At 71.5% G+C, this 25,889-nt stretch carries 22 protein-coding genes; 5 read left to right on the forward strand and 17 right to left on the reverse strand.

The annotated features are described in order from the left end of the window. Positions 1 to 80: 80 nt before the first annotated feature. The 7 genes from ABZ671_RS12585 to ABZ671_RS12615 form a co-directional block, all read right to left on the reverse strand. Positions 81 to 893, reverse strand: coding sequence for a sugar nucleotide-binding protein (locus tag ABZ671_RS12585; protein WP_357855700.1), 813 nt, complete (start codon positions 891 to 893; stop codon positions 81 to 83). A gap of 107 nt (positions 894 to 1,000) precedes the next feature. After that, positions 1,001 to 2,806 (reverse strand): aspartate--tRNA ligase, encoded by a 1,806-nt coding sequence (aspS, locus tag ABZ671_RS12590; protein ID WP_357855703.1) that lies wholly within the window; start codon positions 2,804 to 2,806, stop codon positions 1,001 to 1,003. 19 nt (positions 2,807 to 2,825) lie between these two features. Continuing rightward, positions 2,826 to 3,293 (reverse strand): zinc ribbon domain-containing protein, encoded by a 468-nt coding sequence (locus ABZ671_RS12595; RefSeq protein WP_357855706.1) that lies wholly within the window; start codon positions 3,291 to 3,293, stop codon positions 2,826 to 2,828. 203 nt (positions 3,294 to 3,496) lie between these two features. Beyond that, positions 3,497 to 4,555, reverse strand: a complete 1,059-nt coding sequence (locus ABZ671_RS12600; RefSeq protein ID WP_357855708.1) for a S1 family peptidase — start codon at positions 4,553 to 4,555, stop codon at positions 3,497 to 3,499. A gap of 204 nt (positions 4,556 to 4,759) precedes the next feature. Continuing rightward, positions 4,760 to 5,710, reverse strand: a complete 951-nt coding sequence (locus ABZ671_RS12605; RefSeq protein ID WP_357855711.1) for an acyl-ACP desaturase — start codon at positions 5,708 to 5,710, stop codon at positions 4,760 to 4,762. Positions 5,711 to 5,762: 52 nt separating this feature from the next. Beyond that, positions 5,763 to 7,100: a histidine--tRNA ligase gene (gene hisS, locus ABZ671_RS12610; protein ID WP_357855714.1), complete on the reverse strand. Its 1,338-nt coding sequence runs from the start codon at positions 7,098 to 7,100 to the stop codon at positions 5,763 to 5,765. Positions 7,101 to 7,154: 54 nt separating this feature from the next. Further along, complete coding sequence (locus tag ABZ671_RS12615; RefSeq protein ID WP_357855775.1) at positions 7,155 to 7,874, reverse strand: MBL fold metallo-hydrolase; 720 nt, start codon at positions 7,872 to 7,874, stop codon at positions 7,155 to 7,157. Between the two features lie 182 nt (positions 7,875 to 8,056). Here ABZ671_RS12615 and ABZ671_RS12620 point away from each other — a divergent pair, with 182 nt between their 5' ends. Together ABZ671_RS12620 and ABZ671_RS12625 are read left to right on the forward strand one after the other, a co-directional pair. Beyond that, positions 8,057 to 8,908: a peptidylprolyl isomerase gene (locus ABZ671_RS12620; protein ID WP_357855717.1), complete on the forward strand. Its 852-nt coding sequence runs from the start codon at positions 8,057 to 8,059 to the stop codon at positions 8,906 to 8,908. A gap of 68 nt (positions 8,909 to 8,976) precedes the next feature. Next, a complete protein-coding gene (locus ABZ671_RS12625) occupies positions 8,977 to 9,816 on the forward strand; it encodes a peptidylprolyl isomerase (RefSeq protein ID WP_357855720.1) in 840 nt (279 codons plus the stop codon). Between the two features lie 90 nt (positions 9,817 to 9,906). Here the strand turns inward: ABZ671_RS12625 and ABZ671_RS12630 are convergent, their stop codons facing one another. The 8 genes from ABZ671_RS12630 to ruvC all read right to left on the reverse strand — a co-directional run bounded on the left by ABZ671_RS12630 (position 9,907) and on the right by ruvC (position 19,352). After that, the gene (locus tag ABZ671_RS12630; protein ID WP_357855778.1) at positions 9,907 to 12,354 is read right to left on the reverse strand and encodes a bifunctional (p)ppGpp synthetase/guanosine-3',5'-bis(diphosphate) 3'-pyrophosphohydrolase; all 2,448 of its coding nucleotides are present in this window, start codon (positions 12,352 to 12,354) and stop codon (positions 9,907 to 9,909) included. Positions 12,355 to 12,669: 315 nt separating this feature from the next. Then, positions 12,670 to 13,236 (reverse strand): adenine phosphoribosyltransferase, encoded by a 567-nt coding sequence (locus ABZ671_RS12635; protein WP_357855724.1) that lies wholly within the window; start codon positions 13,234 to 13,236, stop codon positions 12,670 to 12,672. A 105-nt stretch (positions 13,237 to 13,341) separates the two neighbouring features. Continuing rightward, a complete protein-coding gene (gene secF / locus ABZ671_RS12640) occupies positions 13,342 to 14,526 on the reverse strand; it encodes a protein translocase subunit SecF (RefSeq protein WP_357855726.1) in 1,185 nt (394 codons plus the stop codon). A 1-nt stretch (position 14,527) separates the two neighbouring features. After that, on the reverse strand, positions 14,528 to 16,432 hold the full coding sequence (gene secD, locus ABZ671_RS12645) for a protein translocase subunit SecD (RefSeq protein WP_357855780.1): 1,905 nt from the start codon (positions 16,430 to 16,432) through the stop codon (positions 14,528 to 14,530). Positions 16,433 to 16,679: 247 nt separating this feature from the next. Next, positions 16,680 to 17,027 (reverse strand): preprotein translocase subunit YajC, encoded by a 348-nt coding sequence (yajC, locus tag ABZ671_RS12650; protein WP_357855729.1) that lies wholly within the window; start codon positions 17,025 to 17,027, stop codon positions 16,680 to 16,682. 143 nt (positions 17,028 to 17,170) lie between these two features. Next, complete coding sequence (gene ruvB / locus ABZ671_RS12655) at positions 17,171 to 18,229, reverse strand: Holliday junction branch migration DNA helicase RuvB (protein ID WP_357855732.1); 1,059 nt, start codon at positions 18,227 to 18,229, stop codon at positions 17,171 to 17,173. Beyond that, on the reverse strand, positions 18,226 to 18,828 hold the full coding sequence (gene ruvA / locus ABZ671_RS12660) for a Holliday junction branch migration protein RuvA (RefSeq protein ID WP_357855735.1): 603 nt from the start codon (positions 18,826 to 18,828) through the stop codon (positions 18,226 to 18,228). The genes ruvB and ruvA overlap by 4 nt, the downstream gene beginning before the upstream one ends. After that, positions 18,825 to 19,352 (reverse strand): crossover junction endodeoxyribonuclease RuvC, encoded by a 528-nt coding sequence (gene ruvC / locus ABZ671_RS12665; RefSeq protein ID WP_357855738.1) that lies wholly within the window; start codon positions 19,350 to 19,352, stop codon positions 18,825 to 18,827. The genes ruvA and ruvC overlap by 4 nt, the downstream gene beginning before the upstream one ends. Before the next feature lie 182 nt (positions 19,353 to 19,534). Here ruvC and ABZ671_RS12670 point away from each other — a divergent pair, with 182 nt between their 5' ends. Together ABZ671_RS12670 and ABZ671_RS12675 are read left to right on the forward strand one after the other, a co-directional pair. After that, positions 19,535 to 20,317, forward strand: a complete 783-nt coding sequence (locus ABZ671_RS12670) for a 3-hydroxybutyrate dehydrogenase (RefSeq protein WP_357855741.1) — start codon at positions 19,535 to 19,537, stop codon at positions 20,315 to 20,317. After that, positions 20,317 to 22,251 (forward strand): helix-turn-helix domain-containing protein, encoded by a 1,935-nt coding sequence (locus ABZ671_RS12675; protein WP_357855744.1) that lies wholly within the window; start codon positions 20,317 to 20,319, stop codon positions 22,249 to 22,251. The genes ABZ671_RS12670 and ABZ671_RS12675 overlap by 1 nt, the downstream gene beginning before the upstream one ends. 13 nt (positions 22,252 to 22,264) lie before the next feature. Here the strand turns inward: ABZ671_RS12675 and ABZ671_RS12680 are convergent, their stop codons facing one another. Together ABZ671_RS12680 and ABZ671_RS12685 are read right to left on the reverse strand one after the other, a co-directional pair. Then, positions 22,265 to 22,873 (reverse strand): TetR/AcrR family transcriptional regulator, encoded by a 609-nt coding sequence (locus ABZ671_RS12680; protein WP_357855746.1) that lies wholly within the window; start codon positions 22,871 to 22,873, stop codon positions 22,265 to 22,267. 11 nt (positions 22,874 to 22,884) lie between these two features. Further along, positions 22,885 to 24,453, reverse strand: coding sequence for an MFS transporter (locus tag ABZ671_RS12685; protein WP_357855749.1), 1,569 nt, complete (start codon positions 24,451 to 24,453; stop codon positions 22,885 to 22,887). 598 nt (positions 24,454 to 25,051) lie between these two features. Between ABZ671_RS12685 and ABZ671_RS12690 the strand changes: the two genes are divergently transcribed. Beyond that, positions 25,052 to 25,663, forward strand: coding sequence for a hypothetical protein (locus ABZ671_RS12690; RefSeq protein WP_357855752.1), 612 nt, complete (start codon positions 25,052 to 25,054; stop codon positions 25,661 to 25,663). The last annotated feature ends 226 nt before the right edge of the window (positions 25,664 to 25,889 follow it).

Raw genomic sequence — 25,889 nt, forward strand, 5'->3', positions numbered from 1 at the left:
CACAATACCTGTGCACACTTTCTGTGCACAAGAGTTATGCATAGGAAGTGTGCATGGATTCGCCAGCGAAGCGGCGATGCTCAGGCGATGAGGAGTTCGGTGACGCCGCGCAGCCGGGTACGCAGCAGGCCGGCGGCGCGGGAGGAGTCGAGGCGTACCTCGTCCGGACGGCACACACCGGCGGCGACGGCGGTCGTCGTCTTCAGCCCGACCGGGTCGACGCCGAGCCGCCGGGCGACCAGGAGACCCAGCTCGGCGCGGCTGACCGCCTCCGGCCCGGCCACGTTGAGCGGACCGGCACAGTCCGACGGCACGAGTTCGAGCACGGCGGCGGCCAGATCGGACACGTCGATCGGGCAGCGGACCTCGTCGGTAAACAGGCTCGCCCGGCCAGCGAGCGCGTCTCGGCAAAGCTGGATCTGCTTGCTGCCCTCCCCCACGATGAGCGAGGTGCGCACCAGCACCGCGCCCGGGTCGATCGCCCGCACCGCGGTCTCCGCCGCCGCCTTCGCCGCCCCGTACGGATAGACCGGGGTGGGCGCCTCGTCGTCCAGATAGGGCGCCGGCCGCCCGGCATGCAGGGCGTCGCTGGACAGGTGCACCAGCCGCGCCCCCACCTCGGCAGCGGCGTACGCGACATGCGCCGCCCCGTCGGCGGTGACCGCCCAGTCGTCGTACCGGTAGGGGGTGGCGACGACGGCGTCGGGGCGTACCCGGGTCAGCAGCGCGCGCACGGCGGCGCGGTCGGTGACGTCGAGCCGGCGGGCGGCCACCCCCGGCACCGCGACGGCGGCCGAGTGGTAGGTCCCGACCACCCGCCGGCCGGCCGCCACGGCCTGCCGGCAGACCTCCCCACCCAGAAACCCGCTACCCCCCACCACAAGCAGCGTCACCCCACCCACCCACCTCTCATGCGTCGATCATGAGGTTAGCGGGGCGGCCCGCCGGGGCGGGTGCCCGCCAACCTCATGATCGACGAGAGGGCTGCGGATCAGGCGGATCAGGTGGGGTCGGCGACGGGGGCGGCGGTGCCGGCGGTGCCGGTGTGCGGGGCTGCGGGGGGCTTCGGCTTGGCGTCTACGCCGGCCTCGGCGCGCTGCTGCGCGGTGATCGGCGTCGGGGCACCGGTCAGGGGGTCGAAGCCGCCCCGGGTCTTCGGGAAGGCGATGACCTCACGGATCGAGTCCGCGCCGGCGAGCAGCATGCAGATCCGGTCCCAGCCGAAGGCGATGCCGCCGTGCGGCGGCGGGCCGTACTTGAACGCCTCCAGCAGGAAGCCGAACTTGTCCTGCGCCTCCTCCGGGGTGATACCGAGCAGCTCGAACACCCGCTGCTGCACGTCGCCCCGGTGGATACGGATGGAACCGCCGCCGATCTCGTTGCCGTTGCAGACGATGTCGTACGCGTAGGCCAGGGCCCGGTCCGGGGCCTCCTCGAACCGGTCCACCCACTCGTCGTTCGGCGAGGTGAACGGGTGGTGCACGGCCGTCCAGCCGCCCTCGTCGGTGCGCTCGAACATCGGCGCGTCGACCACCCAGCAGAACGCCCAGGCGCTCTCGTCGATCAGCTTGGCCCGCTTGGCGATCTCGATCCGGGCGGCGCCGAGCAACTCCTGCGCCTCCCGGGTGTTGGTGCTGGCGGCGAAGAAGATCGCGTCGCCCGGCTTGGCGCCGACCGCGTCGGCCAGCCCGGCCAGGTGCGCCTCGGAGAGGTTCTTGGCCACCGGGCCGCGCGCCTCGCCGGTCTCCGCGTCGAGCACCACGTACGCCAGGCCCTTCGCGCCGCGCGCCTTGGCCCAGTCCTGCCAGCCGTCCAGCTCCTTGCGGCTCTGCGCCGCGCCGCCCGGCATGACGACCGCGCCGACGTAGCCGCCCGCGCCGATCGCGCCGGCGAACACCCGGAACTCGGTGCCACGCAGGTAGTCGGTCAGCTCGGTCAGCTCGACGCCGTAGCGCAGGTCGGGCTTGTCGGAGCCGTACCGCGACATGGCGTCGTGCCAGGTGATCCGCGGGATCGGCCGGGAGATCTCGTGGCCGGCCAGGTCGGACCAGAGCGTCGAGACGATGGCCTCGCCGAGCTCGATGACGTCGTCCTCGGTGACGAAGGACATCTCGATGTCGAGCTGGGTGAACTCCGGCTGACGGTCGGCGCGGAAGTCCTCGTCGCGGTAGCAGCGGGCGATCTGGTAATAGCGCTCCATGCCGCCGACCATCAGCAGTTGCTTGAACAGCTGCGGCGACTGCGGCAGGGCGTACCAGCTGCCCGGCTGGAGCCGGACCGGGACCAGGAAGTCGCGGGCGCCCTCCGGAGTGGAGCGGGTCAGGGTGGGCGTCTCGATCTCCAGGAAGTCCCGCTCGTTGAGCACGGTGCGGGCGAGCTGGTTGGCCCGCGAGCGCAGCCGGATCGCCTTCGCCGGGCCGCTGCGGCGCAGGTCCAGGTAGCGGTACTTGAGCCGGATGTCGTCACCGGCCTCGATCTGGTCGTCCACCGGCAGCGGCAGCGGCGCCGCCTCGGAGAGCACCTCCAGCACGCTCGCGGTGACCTCGACCTCGCCGGTGGGCAGGTCCGGGTTCTCGTTGCCCTCGGGGCGGCGGGTCACTTCGCCGGTGACCTTCACGCAGAACTCGTTGCGCAGCGCGTGCGCGTCCTCCTCGCGGAAGACCACCTGGACCACACCGGAGCCGTCGCGCAGGTCGACGAAGATGACACCGCCGTGGTCGCGCCGGCGGGCCACCCACCCGGCGAGCGTCACCGTGGTGCCGGCGTCCGTCGCGCGCAGGCTTCCGGCATTGTGAGTACGGATCACGGCTTGCGTCTGCTTCCTACTAGTTGCTCGTTGTTGAGCGATTCGGATGTTTCGCTTTCCGCTCGACTGTTGCCGGGCTGGAGTCCTGGACCGGCAGTCTGGTCCGGCGGCGATCGATCCTATCCTGCAGGATCTGCTTCACCACATGGTGTGGGGTGTGCAGGGCGATGTCGGGGTCGCCGGCTCGATACAGGATGTTGATCGCGGCGTTCACGTCGGCCTGCCACACCACCCCGCACGAAGTGCAGTCAAACCGGTCCCCGCTACGGCGGCCGAACCGACCGCAGCGGTGACAGGTTTGTGAGGTGTAGGCAGCGTTGACGGGAACGTGCGCAGAACCTCTGCGCACCGACACGTTCTTCAGCGCCTCGGCGGTGACCCCCTTGGTTGACGCGGCGAGACGCCGATTGATGTTCTTCCCGCCGGTCGGCGTCGAAGCCCGGCTGCAGCACCCTGCGCATATCGATCCGATACACGCTACGCACAACCGTCGACAGCCCTAGAAAGGAAGCAACCACCAGTCGCTGCTCCTCACCTGCGGTACACGTCTGCTTCCCCGCATTCTGTCAGCACCGCCCACCGGGCGCGGTCCGCGGCACGCAGCAGCCCCCTTTGCCGCCCTGCGGGGCCGGTCCGGAAACGCGGAGAGCGGGCCGCCGGTTGCCCGGCGGCCCGCTCGCGGGGAATCGATCAGTAGATGCTCACGCCGTAGGCGCTCAGCGCCGCGGTGACCGGCTGGAAGTAGGTGGTGCCGCCGCTGGAGCAGTTGCCGCTGCCGCCCGAGGTCATGCCGAGCGCGGTGCTGCCCGAGTAGAGCGAGCCGCCGCTGTCGCCCGGCTCCGCGCAGACGGTGGTGCGGATCAGGCCGGAGACGCTGCCCTCGGCGTAGTTGACCGTGGCGTTGAGCGCGGTGACCGAGCCGCTGCGCACACCGGTGGTGCTGCCGGAGCGGTTGACGGTCTGGCCGACGTACGCGCTGCCGGCGCTGCTGATCTTCTGGTAGCTGTTGTTGTACAGGTAGACGTTGCTCGGCGGGGCGCTGCTCTGGTTGCTGTACTTCACGATGCCGTAGTCCCGGCCCGGGAAGGTGCTGCCGGCGCGAGTGCCGAGCAGTGAGGTCTGCCCCGAGTTGCTGTACCAGTTCGCCGCGATGTTGGTGCAGTGCCCGGCGGTGAGGAAGTAGTAGACGCCGGAGCTGCTGCGCACGTTGAAGCCGAGCGAGCAGCGCCCGCCGCCGCCGGCGTAGATGGCCTGGCCGCCGGAGAGCCGGGTGCTCAGCACGCCGGACTCGGCCTCGATCCGGACCGTGCCGCCGGTGCGGGCGGCGGCGGCCTTGACCCGCTCCAGCTTGGCGCCGGTGACGGTGCTGTCGACGGAGACCACGACCTGGTTGGTGGCCGGGTCGACCCACCAGGCGGTGCCCGGGATCTTGGCGGACCGCTCCAGCTCGGCGGTGGCCGCATTGAGCTTGTTGGCGCCCCGGGTGACGAGCTTCGGGGTGGCGCCGGCGGCGCGGACCTGCCGCGCGGCCGCGTCGTCGGTCACCGCGATGACCATCTTGCCGCTGGCGTCGGCGTACGTGCCGGCGGCGCGGTCGCCGAGCTTGGCGACGAGGGTGGCGGCGGCGTCGGGGGACGCGGCCGTGGCCGGGGCCGCCTGGGCGGGTGCGCCGAGGAGCGAGCCCGTGACCAGGGCACCGGCCACGGCGATGGCCATGGCACGGCGGAGCGGGGACCTCGTGGGTCGCATGTAACAACCTCCAAGGAGGGGGCGACGGGCGCCGTCACACGGACGCGCCCAAGGACAACCCGACCGGCCTGAAAAACCGACCAGGTCATCAAAGTATTCACATATTTAAGATCCCTCGCAAGCACCCGGGGTTCGGCGATCATGGAGTTGTGGCGCCCGACATGCGGCTTTCATCCACTTTTGACTCCGGCCACAACTCCATGATCAGGGCAGCAGGGGGGCGGGGGCGGCGGCGAGGCGGGCGGCGCGGGCGGCGCGTTTGTCTTCGAAGCGGGACGCCTGGATGTTCAGGGTGTTCAGGTGGGCGGCGATCTGGTCGCGGGCGGCCTCGCCGTCGGCGTTCAGACCGGTCACCTCGAAGACGTCCCACTGGCGCAGCACCGGTACGACCACGTCGTCACGGTGCTGACGCAGGTCGTAGATGCCGGCCAGGGCGATGGCCACCGACTTGCGGGCGAAACCGTCGATGCCGACGCCGGGCATCTGGAAGTCGGCCAGCACGTCAGCGACCGCGCGCATGGCCTGGCTCGGGGCTAGTTCGAAGGCCGCGCCGAGCAGGTTGCGGTAGAAGACCATGTGCAGGTTCTCGTCGGCCGCCACCCGGGCCAGCAGCCCCTCGCAGACCGGATCGCCGGTGGCCCGGCCGGTGTTGCGGTGCGAGATGCGGGTCGCCAGCTCCTGGAACGACACGTACGCCAGGGAATGCAGCACCTCGTCGCCGTGCGTGTTGGCGTAGCCCGCCGACATGTGGATCATCCGGGCCCGTTCCAGCGCCACCGGGTCGACCGCCCGAGTCACCGTCAGGTAGTCGCGGATGGCGGTGCCGTGCCGGCCTTCCTCGGCGGTCCACCGGTGCACCCAGGTGCCCCACGCGCCGTCCCGGCCGAACAGGGTGGCGATCTCGTGGTGGTACGAGGGCAGGTTGTCCTCGGTGAGCAGGTTGACGATCAGCGCGGTGCGGGCCACCTCGGGCAGCGTCGAATCCTGCGGGGACCACGCCTCGCCGCCGAGCGGACCGTCGAAGGTCCGGCCCTCGCTCCACGGCACGTACTCGTGCGGGAACCACTCCTTCGCCAGCGAGAGGTGCCGGTCGAGGTTCTTCTCGACCACGGGTTCGAGTTCGTGGAGCAGGGCGGTCTGGCTGAGCACGGTCACGCGGTTTCTCCCTACGATGGCGTAAGTTACGCCACCGTAGGTCGAATCCTTCTCACGCGCCAGTCGCGGGACCCACCAGCGGCTTCAGGTCCGCCCGGGGCGGGGTCCACTCGCCCGCCGCGGCGGGCACCTGCTCGCCCGAGCGGATGTCCTTCACCTCGTCGCCCTCAGCCCCGGAGAACCAGACGTACGGGATGCCGCGGCGCTCGGCGTAGCGGATCTGCTTGCCGAACTTGGCCGCGCTCGGCGACACCTCGGTCGGGATGCCCCGGGAGCGCAGGGCCTCGGCGACCCGGTTGCTGGCCGGCCGCTCCTCCTCGGTGGTGACCGCGACCAGCACGCAGGTCGGCACGCTGCGGGACACCGACAGCGCGTCGGCGCCGAAGAGCAGGCCGAGCAGACGGGTCACCCCGATGGAGATGCCCACGCCCGGGAAGCGGACGTTGCCCGAGCTGGCCAGGTTGTCATAGCGCCCGCCGGAGCAGACCGAGCCGAACCGCTCGTAGCCGATCATCTGCGTCTCGTACACCGTGCCGGTGTAGTAATCCAGGCCCCGGGCGATCCGCAGGTCGGCGACGCAGAGGCCGGGCGAGTGGGCGGCGGCGGTCTCCACCACCGCGACCAGCTCCGCGATGCCCTCGTCAAGCAACGGGTCGCTCACCCCGAGCGCGCGGACCGCGTCGGCGAAGGACGCGTCCGGCGCGGAGATCTCCGCGAGGGCCAGCACGGCCTTGGCCTGTGCCTCACTCGCCCCGGCCGTCTCGGCCAGCAGCTCGGCCACCTTCGCCGGGCCGATCTTGTCGAGCTTGTCGACCGCGCGCAGCGCCGCCTCCGGCTCGGTCAACCCGACGCCCCGGTAGAAGCCCTCGCAGATCTTGCGGTTGTTGACCTGGATACGCACCGGCGGGATCGGCAGCGAGCGCAGCGCGTCGCCGATGACCAGGGGCATCTCCGCCTCGTAGTGGGCCGGCAGGGTGTCCCGGTCGACGATGTCGATGTCGGCCTGCAGGAACTCGCGGTAGCGCCCCTCCTGCGGCCGCTCGCCCCGCCACACCTTTTGGATCTGGTAGCGGCGGAACGGGAACTGCAGCTTGCCGGCGTTCTCCAGCACGTACCGGGCGAACGGCACGGTCAGGTCGAAGTGCAGGCCGAGCGCGTCGTCGCCGGTCGCGCCCTCCGGGTCGGCCTGCAGCCGGCGCAGCACGTAGACCTCCTTCGAGGTCTCCCCCTTGCGCAGCAGCTGGTCGAGGGGCTCGACCGCGCGGGTCTCCAGGGGGGAGAAGCCGTACAGCTCGAAGGTGGCGCGGATCCGATCCAGCACGAACTGCTCGATCATGCGCTGCGACGGGTTCCACTCGGGGAATCCAGAGATGGGCGTGGGCTTGCTCATGGCGTACTCCTTGAATCCCGCGCGGACCGCGCGGGGAGGTCGTGGTCGCGGCGGCTACAGGCCGCGGGCGGGCGCGGCCGGGCGCGCGGCGCCGGCCCCCGCCACCTCGATGAGGTACGGGTTGGTCGCGCGCTCGCGGCCGATGGTGGTCGCGGGGCCGTGGCCGGGCAGGACGACGGTGTCGTCGGCCAGCGGGAGGACCCTGTCCCGGAGGCTGGCCAGCATGCGGGGCATGCTGCCGCCCGGCAGGTCGGTGCGGCCGATCGAGCCGGCGAAGAGCACGTCACCGGAGAGGCAGATCTGCTCGGCCTCCCAGGGCGAGCCGGCGCCGGGCAGCCGGAACAGCACCGACCCGCCGGTATGGCCGGGGGCGTGGTCGACGGTGATCTCCAACCCGGCGAGGCTGAGCGTGGCGCCGTCGGTCAGCTCGGCCACGTCCTCCGGCTCGGCGTAGGGCAGCCGGCCGCCGAAGAGCTGGGCGAGATCTATCGAGAGCGCCTTGGCCGGGTCGGCGAGCAGCTCCCGGTCCTCCGGGTGCACGTACGCGGTGATGCCCCGCGCGCCGCAGACCGGCGCCACCGAGAAGGTGTGGTCGAGGTGGCCGTGGGTGAGCAGCACGGCGGCCGGGTGCAGGCGGTGCTCGGCGAGCACGGCGTCGAGCCGGTCCAGCACCCCGATCCCGGGGTCGACCACCACGCACTGCTCCCCCGGCGCGGTCGCCACCACATAGCAGTTGGTGCCGAAGGCGTCCGCGGGAAAGCCGGCCACGAGCACGTCCGCTCCCCTTCCGTTTCCGGTCATGGTCTACATCAGCAGCCTAGTCGGAACCTCGTACACGACTTTCCCAGCCGGTGGCCGTACACTCTGGCGGGCGTGTGGCGTGGCGCACCTGCGCACCGACGGGTGGACAAACGGCCCCGCGCCGCGGAGACCAGGGTAAAGGAAGGGGAGCACGGGTGGCTTCCAGCAGGGATCGGCAGCGCAAACTGGCGCGGGCCAAGCTCGACCGGCAGCTCGCCCGGCGGGCCGCCAGGGCGAAGCGTCACCGGCAGATCCAGGCCGGCGTCGGCGCGGCCGTGGTGCTCGCGCTGATCGTGGTCGGTTCGGCGTGGGCGCTCGGCGCGTTCGACTCGAAGCCGAAGCCGGAGGCCGCCGAGGACGTCTGCCTCTGGACTCCGCAGGACGCGAGCGCCAACACCAACCTCAAGGACGTGGGCAAGCCGCCCGCCACCGGCCTGCCCACCACCGGCACCCGGACGATGACGGTCACCACCAACCAGGGCGACCCGATCACCGCCGAGCTCGACCTGGCCTCGGCGCCGTGCGCCGCGGCGAGCATCTCCTACCTGGCCGGCAAGTCGTTCTACGACAACACCACCTGCCACGAGATCACCACCGAGGGCGCGCTGCACTGCGGCGACCCGAGCGGCACCGGCATCGGCGGCCCGACCTACTCGTTCTACGACGAGTACCTCCCCACCGGGGCGAAGCCGAGCGCGTCCGCCTCTCCGGCGCCGGACGAGCCCGCGACGTACCCGAAGGGCACGGTCGCCATGGCCGCCAACCCGCCGGGGTCCAACGGCAGCCAGTTCCTGATCTTCTTCAAGGACTTCACGACCGAGACGCCGACGTACCCGATCATCGGCAAGATCACCGGCGGGCTCGACGTGGTGGAGAAGATCGGTGCCCTGGCGACCGTGGACAATGGGAACGGGGCCAAGGTCAAGCCGAAGACGGACGTGGTGATCCAGAGCCTCACCGTCGGCGAGGCAAACCTCGGGGCGGCGGCGAGCAGCAGCGCCAGCTGACCCGGCCGCCTTCCATCCCCAGCAGCCGCGGCACCGTCCGCGCCCGAAATACACCGTAAGGAGTGACCGTGACGTCCACCAGAGAGCGGCAGCGCGCGGCGGCGCGGGCCCGACTCGAGCGGGAGATGGCCGAGCGCGCCACCAAGGCGCGCAAGCGCCGGCAGACACAGGCCATCGCCGGCGCGGCGGCTGTGCTGGTGCTCGTGGTCGCCGGCAGCGTGTGGCTGGTCACCAAGCTCGGTGGTGACGACGACAAGCAGCAGACCGCCAGCACGGCGGGCTACTCGCAGTGCGTCTACAACGAGATTCCCGCGGAGGCGCGCACCAAGGAGATCAAGGACGTCGGGCGGCCCCCGAACCAGCAGGACAACAAGGGCACCCAGACGATGACGATCGACACCAACCTCGGTCCGATCACCGCCAAGATCAACCGCGAGCAGGTGCCCTGCACCGCCGGTAGCTTCACCCACCTGGCCAGCAAGAACTTCTTCGACAACACCAAATGCCACCGCCTGGTGACCGAGGGGATCAAGGTCCTCCAGTGCGGCGACCCGAGCGCGACCGGCAAGGGCTGGCGGGACACCGACGGCACCGGCGGCCCGAGCTACAACATGCCCGAGGAGAACCTGCCCACCGACAAGCGGCCGCCGTACCCGGCGGGCGTCATCGCGATGGCCAAGTCGTCGGCGCCCGGGAGCACCGGCAGCCAGTTCTTCATCGTGTACGAAGACTCCCAGCTCCCCCCGGACTACACGGTGCTGGGCACGATCACCGGCGGCATGGACCTGGTGGAGCAGGTCGCGGCGGCCGGTGACGACGGCGCGTTCAACGAGAACGCCGGGGGCGGGCACCCGAAGAAGGAGGTCGTCATCAACAAGCTGACGATGAGCGACATCCAGGGCGGCTGAGCCCCGCCTTCGCACCGCATACGAGAGCGCCCGCCGGCCTTGGAGCCGGCGGGCGCTCTCGTATGCCCCAGGAACCGCCTCAGGACCGCCTCAGGACCCCGAGGTGACCCGGTAGGCGTCGAAGACACCGTCGACCTTGCGGACCGCGGCCAGCAGGTGCCCCAGGTGCTTCGGGTCGGCCATCTCGAAGCTGAACCGGCTCACCGCCACCCGGTCCCGGGTGGTGGTGACCGTGGCGGAGAGGATGTTGACCCGCTCGTCGGAGAGCACCCGGGTGACGTCGGTGAGCAGCTTGTGCCGGTCGAGGGCCTCCACCTGGATGGCGACCAGGAAGGTCGACGCGGAGGTGAGCTTCCAGCTCACCTCGACCATGCGCTCGCTCTGCGCCTTGAGGTCCTCGGCGTTGGCGCAGTCGTCGCGGTGCACGCTCACCCCGCCGGAGCGGGTGACGAAGCCGAAGACGGCGTCCGGCGGCACCGGCGTGCAGCACCGGGCCAGCTTGATCCAGACGTCGCTGACGCCCCGGACCACCACACCCGGATCGTGGCTGCTCGCCCGGCTGCGCGGCGGCCGGGTGGCGACGGCGGTCTCGGCGATGTCCTCCGCCGCGCCCTCCTCGCCGCCGTACGTGGCCATCAGCTTCTGCACCACCGACTGCGCGGAGACCTGGCTGTCGCCGACCGCCGCGTAGAGCGAGGCGACATCGGCCAGGTGCAGGTCCCGGGCGATCGCCATCAGCGCGTCCGGGGTGAGCATCCGCTGCAGCGGCATGCCCTGCTTGCGCATCGCCTTGACGATCGAGTCCTTACCGGCCTCGATCGCCTCCTCGCGCCGCTCCTTGTTGAAATACTGGCGGATCTTGGTGCGGGCGCGCGGGCTTTTGACGAACCCGAGCCAGTCCTGGGTCGGCCCGGCGGTGTCGGACTTCGAGGTGAAGATCTCGATCACGTCGCCGTTGGACAGCGTCGATTCCAGGGGCACCAGCTTGCCGTTGACCCGGGCACCGATGCACTTGTGCCCGACCTCGGTGTGCACCGCGTACGCGAAGTCCACCGGCGTCGACCCGGTCGGCAGCGGGATGACGTCACCCTTCGGGGTGAAGACGTACACCTCCTGGCTGGACAGGTCGAAGCGCAGCGCGTCGAGGAACTCGCTCGGATCAGCCGCCTCCCGCTGCCAGTCCAGCAGCTGGCGCAGCCAGGTCATCTCGTCGATGTGCGCCGGCGGGCCGACGATCTGGGCGCCCTTGTGCTCCTTGTACTTCCAGTGCGCGGCGATGCCGAACTCGGCGGTGCGGTGCATCGCGTACGTGCGGATCTGCATCTCCACCGGCTTGCCGGTGGGCCCGATGACCGTCGTGTGCAACGACTGGTACATGTTGAACTTGGGCATTGCGATGTAGTCCTTGAACCGACCCGGCACCGGCTGCCAGTTGGCGTGGATGACGCCCAACGCCGCGTAGCAGTCCCGCACCGTGTCGACCAGGATCCGCACCCCGACCAGGTCGTAGATGTCGTTGAAGTCGCGCCCCCGCACGATCATCTTCTGGTAGATCGAGTAGAGGTGCTTCGGCCGCCCGGTGACCTCCGCCTTGATCTTGGCGGCCTTCAGGTCGGTGCCCACCTTCTGGGTCACCTGGCGCAGCAGCGCCTCGCGCTGCGGCTGGTGCTCCCCGATCAGGCGGTTGATCTCCTCGAACCGCTTCGGGAACAGGGTGCCGAAGGCAAGGTCCTCCAGCTCCCACTTGATCGTGTTCATACCCAGGCGGTGCGCCAGCGGGGCCAGGATCTCCAACGTCTCCTTGGCCTTCTGCTCCTGCTTGGGGCGGGGCAGGAAGGTGAGGGTACGCATGTTGTGCAGCCGGTCCGCGAGCTTGATCACCAGGACCCGCGGGTCCTTGGCCATGGCGACCACCATCTTGCGGATGGTCTCCGCCTTGGCCGCGTCACCGAGCTTGACCTTGTCGAGCTTGGTGACGCCGTCGACCAGCAGGGCCACCTCACCGCCGAAGTCGGCGCGCATCTGGTCGAGGGTGTATTCGGTGTCCTCGATCGTGTCGTGCAGCAGCGCCGCGACCAGGGTGGTGGTGTCCATCCCCAGGGTGGCCAGGATGGTCGCCACAGCCAGGGGGTGGGTGATGTACGGGTCACCGGACTTGCGGTACTGGCCGGAGTGCCAGCGGGCCGCGGTGTCGAAGGCCCGTTGCAGCAGCCGAGCGTCCGCCTTGGGGTGGTTCTCGCGGTGCAGCGAGATCAGCGGCTCCAACACCTCGCTGACCTGGGAGGTCTGCCACGGCGCGTTGAACCGGGCCAGCCGGGCACGCACCCGGCGACCGGTCGGGGCGCTGGCGAGGGCGAAGCCGCCGCCGGGGGAGGACTCCCCCGGGCCATCGGCCCGCAACGGCACCACGGCCGCCCCGCCGCCGTCCGCGTGGGCGTCGGGCCCGCTGCCGGAGCCGGTCACCCGGGTCGGCGAGTTGCCGTTCTGCCCGGTCGCCGCGCCGTCCGCGTCGCCTGTCGGGTGCACCGTGCCCTCCACCGGAGGGGCGACATCGTGGGACACCGGCCTCCTCACCGCTCGCCGGGATGCGCCGGCCGTCCGGCCGACGTTTTGTTCAACCGGCCCGGGAGCCGGTCTTGTTCCGCGCCGCCCCGCCCCGTCGACGTGGTTCGCGCCGGCCGCCGGGGACCTCGCGGTCCCGGCCGCCCCGCGCGCCGCGCCGGCCGTCGGGCCGGTCGTCGCGCCGCCGGACGGTCACCCGCCCGGTCAGCAAAGGGCAATGCTACCCGCACGCGGGGTACACCGCGCCTCCACCGGACGGACCCTGCCGGGTCGGTCCGGGCAGGCGCGCGCTCAAACGGTCAGGAGGGCATGGACCGGACGCGGGGCGAGCCGCTCCCGCCCGTCGAGGAAACCCAGCTCCAGCAGGACAGTGAAGCCGCTGACCGTGCCGCCGGCCCGCTCCACCAGGTCGAGGGTGGCCTCGGCGGTGCCGCCGGTGGCGAGGACGTCGTCCACCACGAGGACCCGGTGGCCGGCGGTGAAGGCGTCCTGGTGCACCTCCAGCGTCGCCTCGCCGTATTCGAGGGCGTAGGAGGCGGAGTGCGTGGCGCGGGGCAGCTTGCCGGCCTTGCGCACCGGCACCACCCCGACCCCGGTGGCGTACGCGATGGCCGCGGCGAGCACGAAGCCGCGCGCCTCGATGCCGGCCACCGTGTCGAACGAGTCCCGCCCGTGATACGCGATGATCCCGTCGATCACCTCGCGGAAGACGGCACCGTCGGCGAAGAGCGGCATCAGGTCCTTGAACATCACGCCGGGCTTGGGGAAGTCCGGCACGTCCAGCACCCGGCTGGCGACCAACTGGGCGACCGCCGGGCCGCTGTCTCCCCGTACCACGGTGGTGTGGGTCTCCGTCACGGTAGGTCCCATGTCCCTTCAAAACGACAACGGCGTCCGTCATGCCGCTCGCACAGCATGACGGACGCCGTCCAGTCGGTTCCTACCGGGTGTCCCGGTCGGGGGTCAGCGGCGCTTGGCGCCGCCCGGCCGGTTACCGCCGCCGGGACGACCGCCCCGGACAGCGGACGGACGCTTGCCGGCCGGGCGGGCGCCGACCTTAGGCGCCGCGCCGGCGAGGGCCGCCTCCTCCGGGTCGATGACGTCGTCACCGGCCGGTACGACCCGCGACGCGCCCTTCGGGGTGACCTCGCCCCGGGCGATGGCGCCCCGACGGGCCAGCACCCGCTTGTTGTGCGCACTGATCCGCGGGTCCTGGTTCTTCAGCAGCACCAGCGCCGGGGTGGCCAGCAGGATCGAGGTCAGGAACGCCACCGCCATACCAACGAACAGCACCAGACCCAGGTCCTTCAGGGTGCCGGCGCCCAGCAGGCCCGCGCCGATGAAGAGCAGGCCACCGACCGGGAGCAGGGCGACCACGGAGGTGTTCAGCGACCGCATCAGGCTCTGGTTCAACGCCAGGTTGGCCGCCTCGCCGTAGGTCTGGTTGTTGTTGGCGGTGATGCCGCGGGTGTTCTCCTGGACCTTGTCGAAGACCACCACCACGTCATAGAGCGCGAAGCCCAGGATGGTGAGGAAACCGATGATCGTCGACGGGGTGACCTCGAAGCCGACCAGCGAGTAGATGCCGGAGGTGAGGAGCAGGTCGATGACCAGCGAGGAGATCGCGGCGACCGCCATCCGCCACTCGAAGCGCAGGATCAGGTAGATCGCCACCACCGCGATGAAGATCAGCAGACCGAGCAGCGCCCGTTCGGTGACCTGATGGCCCCAGGCCTCGGAGACCTGGCTGCCGCTGATCTGGTCGGCGTTGATGCCGAACTCCTGGGCCATCTCGGTCTTGACCGCGTTGGCATCCTCGGCGCTGAGCTGCGCGGTGCGCAGCTCGTAGTACTCGCCGCTGGTGCTGCCGACCTTCTGCGCGGTGACCACCGTGATGCCGCCACCCTTGGCCGCCAGCACCGTGTTGACCTTCGCCTCGGCCTGGTCCAGGGTGCCGACGCTGGCCGGCACCTGGAACGTGTTGCCGCCGGCGAACTCGATGCCGAGGCTGAAGCCGCGGAACGTGAAGCTCAGCACGGCCACGAGCACCAGCAGGCCGGCCGCGGCGAACCACATCTTGCGCCGGCCGACGATGTTGAGATCGGCCTCGCCCCGGTAGAGCCGGGACGCCAGACCATTCTTAGCCATCTCAGGCCTCCTTGACGCGCGGGTTGTGAGCGGCGGCCTGCTCGGCCGACCGGGCCGGCAGGGCCCGACCGAGACCGCTGACCCGCGGGGACAGGAACGCCCGGGTCCGGGCGAACATCGTCATGATCGGGTGGCGGAAGAGGAAGACGACGACCAGGTCGAGGATCGTCGCCAGGCCGAGCGCGAAGGCGAAGCCCTTCACCGTGCCGACCGAGACGAGGTAGAGCACCACGGCGGACATCAGGGTGATGGCGTTCGCCGAGATGATCGTCCGGCGAGCCCGGATCCACGCCCGCGGCACCGCGCTACGTGGGCTGCGCCCCTCCCGGATCTCGTCCTTGAGCCGCTCGAAGTAGATGACGAACGAGTCCGCCGCCACGCCGAGTGAGACGATCATGCCGGCGAGGCCGGCGAGGGTGAGGGTGAACCCGATCGACCGGCCGAGCACCACCAGCGAGCCGAAGACCAGCAGGCCGGAGAGGACCAGGCTGAGGAAGATGACCGAGCCGAGCAGCCGGTAGTAGAAGAACGAGTAGATGATGACCAGCAGCATGCCGATGCCGGCCGCGAGCAGGCCCGCCTTGAGGTGGCTGTCGCCCAGGGTCGCGGTGACGTTCTGCTGCTCCTGCGGCACGAACGTCACCGGCAGGGCGCCGTAACGCAGCTGGCTCGCCAGCTGGTTCGCGCTCTGGCTGTCGAAGCTGCCGCTGATCTGCGAATCACCGGTCAGCACGCCCTGGATCACCGGGGACGAGACGATCTCGTTGTCCAGCACCACGGCGACCCGGCACTTGCCACCCTCGCCGAGCGCGGACGCGTCGCAGGCCTGGCCCTCGTTGCTGAACGCCTCGCGGGTCAGGTTGGTCCACCGCTCCTGGCCCTTGCTGGTGAAGTTCAAGCTCACCACCCAGGCGCTGGCCTGGTCGAGCTGGGCGGACGCGTTCTTGACGTCGGTGCCGAGCACCTTCGCCTGGTCCAGCAGGTACTTGGCGCCGTACTCACAGGCGACGGCCTGCTGCTTCTCGTCCTTGATCGACGCCGGCGGCCGCTTGTCGAGCTGGGCGCAGGTGATGGTCGGGACGTTGAACTGCATCCCGACCGGCAGCACCGCGATCTCCTCCGGGGAGAGGGCACCGAACGGCTTGAGCTTCTCCGCCAGCGCCGGGTCGGCGCTGAGATCGGCCGGGTCCTTCAGGCCGGTGGCGGCGGCCCAGGCGTCCGGGCCGACCTTCTGCTCGACGGCCTTGCGCTGCTCCTCGACGCTCTGCGACACCGGCTCGGCTGCCGCGCTCGACGTCGGCTCCGCGCTCGCGCTCGGCTCGGCGGCGCTCGGCGAGGCCGACGCGCTGGCGCTCGGCGCCGGGGCCATGCCGCCCTGCCCGCCGCTGCTCGGCGACGAGCTGGCCTTCGGCTCGACGCTGCCGGACGGCTTCGGCGTCGCGCTGCCCGACGGGGCCGGGGTGGCGCTGCCGGACGGCTCCGGGGTGGCACTGGCGCTCGGCGCCGGGGCGACGGTCATGCCGCTGCCGTCGGTGGCCTTGAGGACCTTGCGGAAGCGCAGCTCGGCGGCGCTGCCGACGTCGGTCAGGTCCCGGTTCGAGCCGGGCAGGGAGATGACGATGTTGCGGTTGCCCTCGGTGACCACCTCGGCCTCGGCCACGCCGTACGCGTTGACCCGGTTCTCGATGATCTGCCGCGCCTCTTCGAGGTTGGCCGCCGTCGGGGGCTTGCCGTCGACGCTGTTGGTGGCCTCGAGCGTCAGCCGGGTGCCGCCGACCAGGTCCAGGCCGAGCCGGGGCTCCAGCCGATCTCTCAGGCCACCGCTGGCGCCGCCCGAGAAGAACACCAAAAGATAGAGGACGACGAAGATGAGCCCAAGCACGGCGAGCTGCCGTCCGGGGCGCATCTGTCCCTGAGGTGGTGGTGCCACGGCTGTCCTGTCTCCCTGTACGGTCGCGCCGCTGGGCAGCGGCAACGAATATCGGGCCGGGGGTGTCCGCCCGACTGCCCCGACGAGCCGGCGCCGCCGGCCGACACGCCTCGAAGGGTGACGACGCAGCGGCGCCGAACGAGATCTCCACGTGCCGGCGTCGAGCGCCGACCCAACTATTCACTTGTGACGATGACTCCGCTGCCCCGTCCGGGGCCGCCGGTCACTCCTTGACCGGCTCCACTTCCTCGACGGCCGACTCGATCGCCTCGGGGCGCTCGGCCTGCTTGACCACCTTGGCGATGGCTGGACGCGCGTACTTGGTCTGCACGCCCGGCGCGATCTCCAGCAGGACGGTCTCGTCGTCCACGCCGGTGACCGTGCCGTGGAGCCCGCCGATGGTGACGACCTCGTCGCCCGGGGCGAGCGCGGACTGCATCTGCTCGGCCTCCCGACGCCGCTTCTGCTGCGGGCGGATCATCATGAAGTACATGACGCCGAAGAGCAGAGCGATCATCAGGATCGGCGTCAGGCCGCCGGCTCCCCCACCACTCGCTGCTGCGTAGACCACGGTTCAGACCTTCCCATTGGTTTCCGCGTCGCGCCGAGGGGCGCGGAGCGGAGGTGCATTCTTACGTCCTGTACAAACGCGGCGAAGTCTAATCCCTGCGCCTGAGAAGACCGAATGCGGTGCAGATCACGTTCGGATCACGGCTACTCGGCCTGAGTCGAGAACAGATCGGGCGCGGCAGGAGCATCGGTGCCAAATGTACCATTCGGTGGCGTTCGCCCCAGGTGGTGCCAGGCGGCCTCGGTGGCCACCCGGCCCCGAGGCGTACGGGCCAGCAGCCCGGCCCGCACCAGGAACGGCTCGCAGACCTCCTCGACCGTGTCCGGCTGCTCCCCCACCGCCACCGCCAGGGTGGAGAGGCCAACCGGACCGCCCCGGAACGAGTCGACCAGCGCGGTGAGCACCGCCCGGTCCAGCCGGTCCAGCCCGAGCGCGTCGACGTCGTACACGGTGAGGGCGGCCCGGGCGGTCTCCAGGGTGACCACCCCGTCGGCCCGGACCTCGGCGAAGTCCCGGACCCGGCGCAGCAGCCGGTTGGCGATCCGCGGGGTGCCCCGCGACCGGCCGGCGACCTCGGCCGCGCCCTCGTCAGTGATCGGCACGCCGAGGATCCGGGCTGACCGGCGCAGCAGCACCTCCAGCTCGGCCGGAGTGTAGAAGTCGAGGTGGGCGACGAAGCCGAACCGGTCCCGCATCGGCCCGGTGAGCAGGCCCGAGCGGGTGGTCGCGCCGACCAGCGTGAACGGCTCGACGTCGAGCGGGATGGCGGTGGCCCCCGGGCCCTTGCCGACCACCACGTCGACCCGGAAGTCTTCCATCGCGCTGTAGAGCAGCTCCTCGGCCGGCCGGGCGATCCGATGAATCTCGTCGATGAACAGGACATCACCCTCGGCGAGGCTGGTCAGGATGGCGGCCAGGTCGCCGGAACGCTCGATCGCCGGGCCGCTGGTCACCCGGATGCCCGAGCCCAGCTCGGCCGCCACGATGTTGGCCAACGTCGTTTTACCCAAGCCAGGTGGCCCCGAGAGCAGAATGTGGTCGGGCGGGGAGCCGCGCCGCATCGCGCCCTGGAGCAGCAGGTCCAACTGGTCGCGGACCCGGTGCTGGGCGATGAACTCGTCCAGGCGCTTCGGCCGGACGCTGACCTCCGCGTCCCGTTCCGCGTCGCTGACGTACGCCGAGACCAGATTCTCTGCCGTCATCGGGTGCGGCCCAGCAGACGGATGGCCTGCTTGAGCAGGACCGGCACCGGCGGGGTCGCCCCGTCGACGGTCTCCGCGACGGCGGCGACGGCCTGCTCGGCCTGGGCGGTGCTCCAGCCGAGCCCGACCAGGGCCTGGCGCACCTGCTCGGGCCAGGCGCCCCCGGTGACCCCGGCGGCGCCGTCCGGCCCGACCGGCACCGGGCCGATCCGGTCACGCAGCTCCAGGACGAGCCGTTCCGCGCCCTTCTTGCCGATGCCGGGCACCCGGGTCAACGCGGCGGTGTCGGCGTTGGCGATGGCCTTGCGTACCGCGTCCGGGGTGTGCACGGCGAGCACCGCCTGGGCCAGCCGGGGGCCCACCCCGCTGGCGGTCTGGAGCAGCTCGAACAGCTGCTTGGCGTCGTCGTCGGCGAAGCCGTAGAGGGTGAGCGAGTCTTCCCGGACGACCAGGCTGGTGGCGAGCCGGGCCGGCTGGCCGACCCGCAGCTCGGCGAGGGTGCCGGGGGCGCACTGCACCGCCAGGCCGATGCCGCCCACCTCCACCACCGCGTGGTCCGGACCGGTCGCGGTCACCGTGCCGCGCACGCTGGCGATCATCGCGCTCCTTCTCGTCGTACCCGCTCGGCCGCGGCGGCCAGCTTGGACCGGGTGCCGCCGCGCCAGACATGGCAGATGGCCAGGGCCAGGGCGTCGGCGGCGTCGGCGGGCCGGGGCGGCTCGGCCAGCCGCAGCAGCCGGGTGACCATCATGGTCATCTGCGCCTTGTCGGCCTGACCGGACCCGGTCACCGCCGCCTTGACCTCGCTCGGGGTGTACGTCTGCACGGGCAGCCCGGCCCGCGCCCCGGCGAGCACGGCGATCCCGCTGGCCTGGGCGGTGCCCATCACGGTGCGCACGTTGTGCTGGCTGAACACCCGCTCCACCGCCACCGCGTCGGGCCGGTGCTCGGCGACCAGGTCGGTGAGCGAGCGGTCCAGGTGCAGCAGGCGCAGCGGCAGCTCGTCGTCGGGATCGGTGCGGACCACGTAGTAGCCGACCAGGGTGCAGGGCCGCCCCGGCACGCCCTCGACCACGCCGACCCCGCACCGGGTCAGCCCCGGGTCGACGCCGAGCACCCGCACGCCGCCTCCTCCCGAGCATCAAGCAGAACGTGTGTTCGACACCCTACCGATCCACTTCGGCGCCCGCCGGGCGGGACACGCCCGCGGCCCGCTCGGGCGGACCGGCCCCACACACAACCGCCGCCGAGTATGTGTCACCGCCCCATGTGCCGCCGGCCACACAGCTCGTAACTTCTTGCGCCATGACGGCAGAACCCGTGGCGGTCCCCCACGTCGTACGCGTCGACCTCTCCGGTCGTATCGCCCTGGTGACCGGTGGTGGCAGCGGCATCGGACGGGCCTGCGCCCTGCGGCTGGCGGCGGCCGGCGCGGCGGTGCTGGTGGTCGACCGCAACGTGGCGGCGGCCGAGGCGGTGGCCGCCGAGGCGGGCGGCCGGGCCGAAGGCATCGACCTGGCCGACCCGGCGGCGGTGGACCGGCTCGACGCGGACGTGGACATCGTGGTGAACAACGCCGGACTGCAGCACGTCGCGCCGGTGCAGGACTTCTCCACCGAGCGCTTCGAGTACCTGCACCGGGTGATGGTGGAGGCGCCGTTCCTGCTGATCCGTCGCGCCCTGCCGCACATGTACGCGCAGGGCTGGGGCCGGATCGTCAACATCTCCTCGGTGCACGGGCTGCGCGCCTCGCCGTACAAGGCGGCGTACGTGTCGGCCAAACACGCCCTGGAAGGGCTGTCGAAGGTGGTGGCGCTGGAGGGTGCCGCGCACGGGGTGACCGCCAACTGCATCAACCCGGCGTACGTGCGGACCGCGCTCGTGGAGAGCCAGATCGCCGACCAGGCGGCCAGCCACGGCATCGGCGAGGACGAGGTGGTCGAGAAGATCATGCTGGCTAGGGCGGCGATCAAGCGCCTCATCGAGCCCGAGGAGGTGGCGGAGCTGGTCGCGTACCTCTGCTCGCCGCCGGCCGCGTTCATCACCGGCGCCTCGATCGCCCTCGACGGGGGCTGGACGGCCAACTAGTGGCCGCGCGCACAATGGCGGGCATGTCGTCGCCGGTCGAGTTTCTCGAGCTGCTGGCCCGGGAGGCCGCCGCGATCGAGTTCGAGGGGCCGCTGGTCGCGGCCCGCGCCGCCGGCCTGCCGGCCGATCGGCTCGCCGAGCTGGAGCAGGCGAAGGTGGTGGCGCTGCGGGTCCGCGCGCTGCTGGAACGCCGGCGCCGCCGGGAAATCGAGCTCTCCGGCCTGTACGACACGGCCAGCGACCTGGCCGGGCTGCGCGACCTGGACGACGTGCTGCGGGCGATCGTGCACCGGGCCCGGATCCTGCTCAGCACCGACGTGGCGTACATGACGCTCAACGACGACGAGCGCGGCGACACCTACATGCGGGTCACCGACGGTTCGATCTCGGCCCGGTTCCAGGGGCTGCGGCTGGAGATGGGCGACGGCCTCGGCGGCCTGGTGGCCCAGACCGGCACCCCGTACGTCACCTCGAACTATCAGGAGGACAAGCGCTTCCGGCACACCGGAGAGATCGACGGCGGGGTCGGCGAGGAGGGCCTGGTGGCCATCCTCGGCGTGCCGCTGCGGCTCGGGTCGAGCGTGATCGGCGTGCTGTACGCGGCCAACCGGTCGGCCCGGCCGTTCGCCCGGGAGGAGGTGTCGCTGCTGGTCTCCCTCGCGGCGCACGCGGCGGTGGCGATCGACACCGCCCGGCTGCTGGCGGAGACCCGCGCGGCGCTGGCCGAGCTGTCGGCGGCGAACAGCACGATCCGGGCGCACAGCAGCTCGGTGGAGCGGGCCGCCGCCGCCCACGACCGGATGACCGCTCTGGTGGTGCGCGGTGGCGGGATGGAGGACCTGGCGGCGGCGGTCACCGACGTGCTCGGCGGGGCGCTGCTGGCGCTGGACGCCGAGGGGCGGCGGCTGGCCCGGGTGGGCGAGATCGGGGAGCCGGACCGGGCGGATCTGGTGGAGGCGGTGGCCGCCTCCCGGACCGAGGGGCGCAGCGTCCGCCGGGGTCCGCTCTGGTACGCGGCGGTGGTGGCCGGCGCGGAGAATCTGGGCGCGCTGGTGCTGCGCCCGGACGGTGAGCTGGTCGACGCCGACCAGCGGATCCTGGAACGGGCCGCGCTGGTGACCGCGTTGCTGCTGCTGTTCCGGCGGACCGTGGCGGAGGCGGAGGGACGGGTCCGGGGCGAGCTGCTCGACGACCTGATCGCCCGGCCGGCGCAGGACACCGACGCGCTGCGCGGCCGGGCCCGCCGGCTCGGGGTGGACCTGGACGCCCCGCACGTGCTGGTCGCGGTCGGCGACGACGCGTTCGCCGCGACCGGCTCGGCGCGGCAGCGGGTGCTCTCCTGGGCCATCACGTACGCCTCGACGCGGGGCGGGCTGGCGGCGGCGCGGGACGGCCGGGTGGTGCTGATGCTGCCCGGCAAGGATGCCGGCGGCGCGGCGCGCGCGGTGGCCCGCGACCTGTCCCGGGTGACCGGCCGGCCGGTGACCGCCGGGGGGAGCGGGCCGTCCACCGGGCCGGCGTCGCTGGCCACCGTCTTCGCCGAGGCGGACCGCTGCCTGACCGCGCTGGGCGCGCTGGGCCGCGCCGGGCAGGGCGCCAGCACCGCAGAGCTGGGCTTCGTGGGGCTGCTGCTGGGTGCCGTCGGTGACTCCGGCGATCGGGACGTGGCCCGGTTCCTCGCCGCGACGGTCGGGCCGGTGGTGGACTACGACGCCCGGCGCGGCACCGCGCTGGTGAAGACGCTGGAGGCGTACTTCGGGATGGGCGGCAGCCTGGCTCGGGCGGCGGAACTGCTGCACGTGCACGTCAACACGGTGACCCAGCGGCTGGAGCGGGTCGGGCAGCTGCTCGGCGCCGACTGGCAGAAGCCGGAACGGGCGCTGGAGGTGCAGCTCGCGCTGCGGCTGCACCGGCTGCGTGCCACGACTGAGTGAGCCGAGCCGCCGGTCAGCGGGCGCGCAGGCCCTCCAGTGCGGCGTCGACGATCCGCTCCGGCAGGATCTTCTCGTCCAGCTCGGGGTGCCAGCGCAGCATCCGCTGGATCAGCATCGGGCCGGTGAGCAGCGCCAACGCCAGCTCAATGTCGAGGTCGGCCCGCAGTTCCCCGCTGGCCACGCCGCGCCGCAGCACCTCGCGCATCAGCTTCCGGCGGGGCTCGATGATGTTCTGGTAGAGCTGGAAGTGGTCCGGGCTGCGGTTCACCTCGGGCACCAGACACGGCATGATCTTGGCGGCCCGCGGGTCGATGTTGTGGCCGACCGCGCCCACGAGCAGCACCAGGTCGTCCCGGACGGAGTGCCCGGCGGGCTGCGGCACGACCCCCTTGAGGGTGCGCAGCGCGTCGAGCAGCAGGGTGTCCTTGCCCGACCAGCGGCGGTAGATGGTGGCCTTGCCCACCCCGGCGCGGGCGGCGATCGCCTCGATGGAGAGCGCCTCGATCGTGCTGCCCTCGGCAAGCAGGTCCAGGGTCGCCTGGACGATCGCCTCGTCGGCGCGGATGCTCCGCGGTCGCCCGGGCGACCGCGGAGCATCGGCGGTGGAACTCATGTCGGACATTGTTACGGAACCTACGGAGTCCCGGCCAATTCCGGCTTCGTGCCCGGCCGGGCGTCGGCCTGGGCGGACACCGGGCGGCCCGGCATCCAGCGGAGCACGATGCCGATGCCGAGCGCGGCCACCAGCGCGGAGACCGCCGCGGCCCAGTGCATCGCCGAGACGAACGAGTCGTTGGCCGCCGCGATCAGCCTCGGCGCCGCCGGGCCGAGCTGAGCGGCCGCCGCGTACGCGCCGGAGATGGACTCGCCGGCCGCCGCCCGGACCGGCTCGGGCAGCCCGGCGAGCGCCGAGGCGACCTCGTCCCGGTAGACCGCGGAGAGCACCGAACCGAGCACCGCCACGCCGAGCGCGCCGGCGACCTGGCGGACGGTGTTGCTCACCGCCGAACCGACCCCGGCCTTCTCCCGGGGCAGCGCCGACATGATCGACTCGGTGGCCGGCGGCATGATGTTGGCCATCCCGGCGCCCTGGACGAAGCCCAACGCCGAGAAGATCCAGATCGGCGTGTCCGCGTCGATGAGGACGTACGCGCCGAGCGCGGCGGCGGTGAGCAGCAGCCCGACGGTGGATACGGCCCGGCCGCCGTATCGGCGGACCATGGCAGCGCTACGCGGGGCGAAGATCAGCTGAGCGACCGCGAACGGCAGGAAGAGCAGGCCGCTCTGCAGCGGGCTGTAGCCGCGTACCAGCTGAAGGTAGAACGCCCCGAAGAACATCACGCCCATCGCGGCGAAGAAGACCAGCCCGACCATCGCTACCGGTGCGGCGAAGCGGGGCACTCGGAACAGCCGGACGTCCAGCGACGGGTGCTCGCTGCGCAGTTCGTGAGTGACGAACCAGGCCAGCACCGCGAGCCCGCCGACGATGGCGACCCAGACCGGCAGCCGGTCGAAGCCGTGCTCGCCGCCGTCGATGATGCCGTAGGTGAGGGCGACCAGGCCGATCACGGACAGCAGCACGCCGGGCAGGTCCACCCGGCCGGGGTTCGGATCGCGGGACTCCGGCACCAGCACGGCGATCAGGACCACGCCGAGCGCCACCACCGGCACGTTGATCAGGAAGACCGATCCCCACCAGTAGTGCTCGAGCAGCGCGCCGCCGAGGACCGGGCCGATCGCCACGGCAAGACCGACCGCCCCGGCCCAGACGCCGATCGCCTTCGCTCGTTCCTGGGGGTCGAAGACGTTGGAGATGATCGAGAGGGTCACCGGCATGATGGCCGCACCGCCGACGCCCATCAGCGCGCGGGTGGCGATCAACTGCGCCGGGTCCTGCGCGTACGCCGACAGCAGCGACGCCAGGCCGAACAGGGCCAGACCGATCAGCAGGAAGCGCCGGCGCCCAAGGCGGTCACCGAGGACGCCGAAGGTGAAGAGCAGGCCGGCGAAGACCAGCGTGTAGGAGTTGATCGCCCATTCCAGCTGGCCCTGGGTGGCGCCGAGGCCGTGCACCGGGTCGGCGAGGGTACGCAGGGCGACGTTGAGAATGGTGTTGTCGAGGACGACCACGAGGAGGCTGATCACCAGTACCCCGAGGATCGCCCACCTCCTCGGATGTCCGGTGTTCTCGTGCTGTTCCACGGCCGGTTCTCCCCCCGGTTTACCCGCGTCGAAATACGATACGGGGCAGACTCGTAACGGCCCTGAGCGTAAGCGAGCGAGTTTCGATACGGAACCGGTTCGTATCGTATGTGTGCCGGGTCACGCACCCACCCCCTGGTGCCGGGATGGCGCGGTCTGCGGGCGGGTTATGTCCGGTTGCGGGTTGGCTGGGTGCGGTGGGTGGAACGCCATGGAGGTCACCGGGGCCGTTTGACGTCCGTGGTGTTCCACTGACGGGCCTGGCACCTGGCCGGCGTGACCACCGGTGGGATGGTGTGTCCGGTTTGTGGGCGTGGTGGGCGGGCGTCGCGGGGCCGGAATGGCGGGCGGCGGTCGGTCGTTGAACACGGGTGCACGGCCGAGGAGGACGCCCCCCGCCAGGCGGGGTGTGCGAGGCCCGGAATGTTGGCGGGCCGCCGGTCGTTGTACATGGTCCCGGCGCCGCGAAGAGGCCCCGCCCCGCGAGCCGACCGGGCAGAGACTTTCCCCCCTTTTTTCTTTGAGCGCCTGACGGTGCTTGCGCACCACAGCCGACCCCCATCGGCGGGTGCGCCAACCCCCGAATGGAGCTCTTGCGATGAACACGATGCTGCTGCGGAAGAGCATTATCGGTATCGCCGGTCTGGCCTTCACCAGTGGTGTGATCGCCGGCCCGCTGGCCCACCACGAGGCGACCCCCAGCACCGCGACGACCCCCGCCGCCGTGGTCCAGGCCGACCAGCCGGCCGCGCAGGCCGCCAAGCCGGACATGAGCGCGCTCATCCCGCACGATGTGCAGGGCGCCCAGTCGAAGATCAACCTGAACGACGAGCAGGTCGCGGATGCGAAGGCGATCATCGCGGCGACGAAGAAGGCCGGCCTGCCCGAGCGGGCCGCGGTCATCTCGATCGCCACGAGCCTGCAGGAGTCGAAGCTGGAGAACCTGGGCCACCTGGGTGACCAGAACGACCACGACTCGCTGGGCCTGTTCCAGCAGCGCCCGTCCAGTGGATGGGGCACCCCGGAACAGATCACCGACCCCGAGTACGCGACGACCGCGTTCCTCAAGGGCCTGAAGCAGGTTGACGGATGGCAGGACATGCCCCTGACCAAGGCCGCCCAGACGGTGCAGGTGTCGGCCTACCCGGATGCCTACGCCCAGTGGGAGCAGCAGGCCGCCGACCTGGTCGCCCAGCACTGGAACAACTGACACAAGCACGCTGGCCGGCACCCGAACACGGGTGCCGGCCAGCGGCATCTTGCAGATCTTGGAGACCTACCGTTCACCACGAACGGCAACTCTCCAAGATCTGCAAGCGGCGCGGAGAAGAAGCGTGAAGGGCGGGCGGACAGGGTGCACGACGGGGCTGGGGGCGAGGGTGACCGGCGCAGGGATCAAGCCTGACCGCCCCGGGCCCGGCACCCACGCCCCCCCC

The organism is Micromonospora sp. NPDC006766, from assembly GCF_040636055.1.
Taxonomy (GTDB): Bacteria; Actinomycetota; Actinomycetes; order Mycobacteriales; family Micromonosporaceae; genus Micromonospora.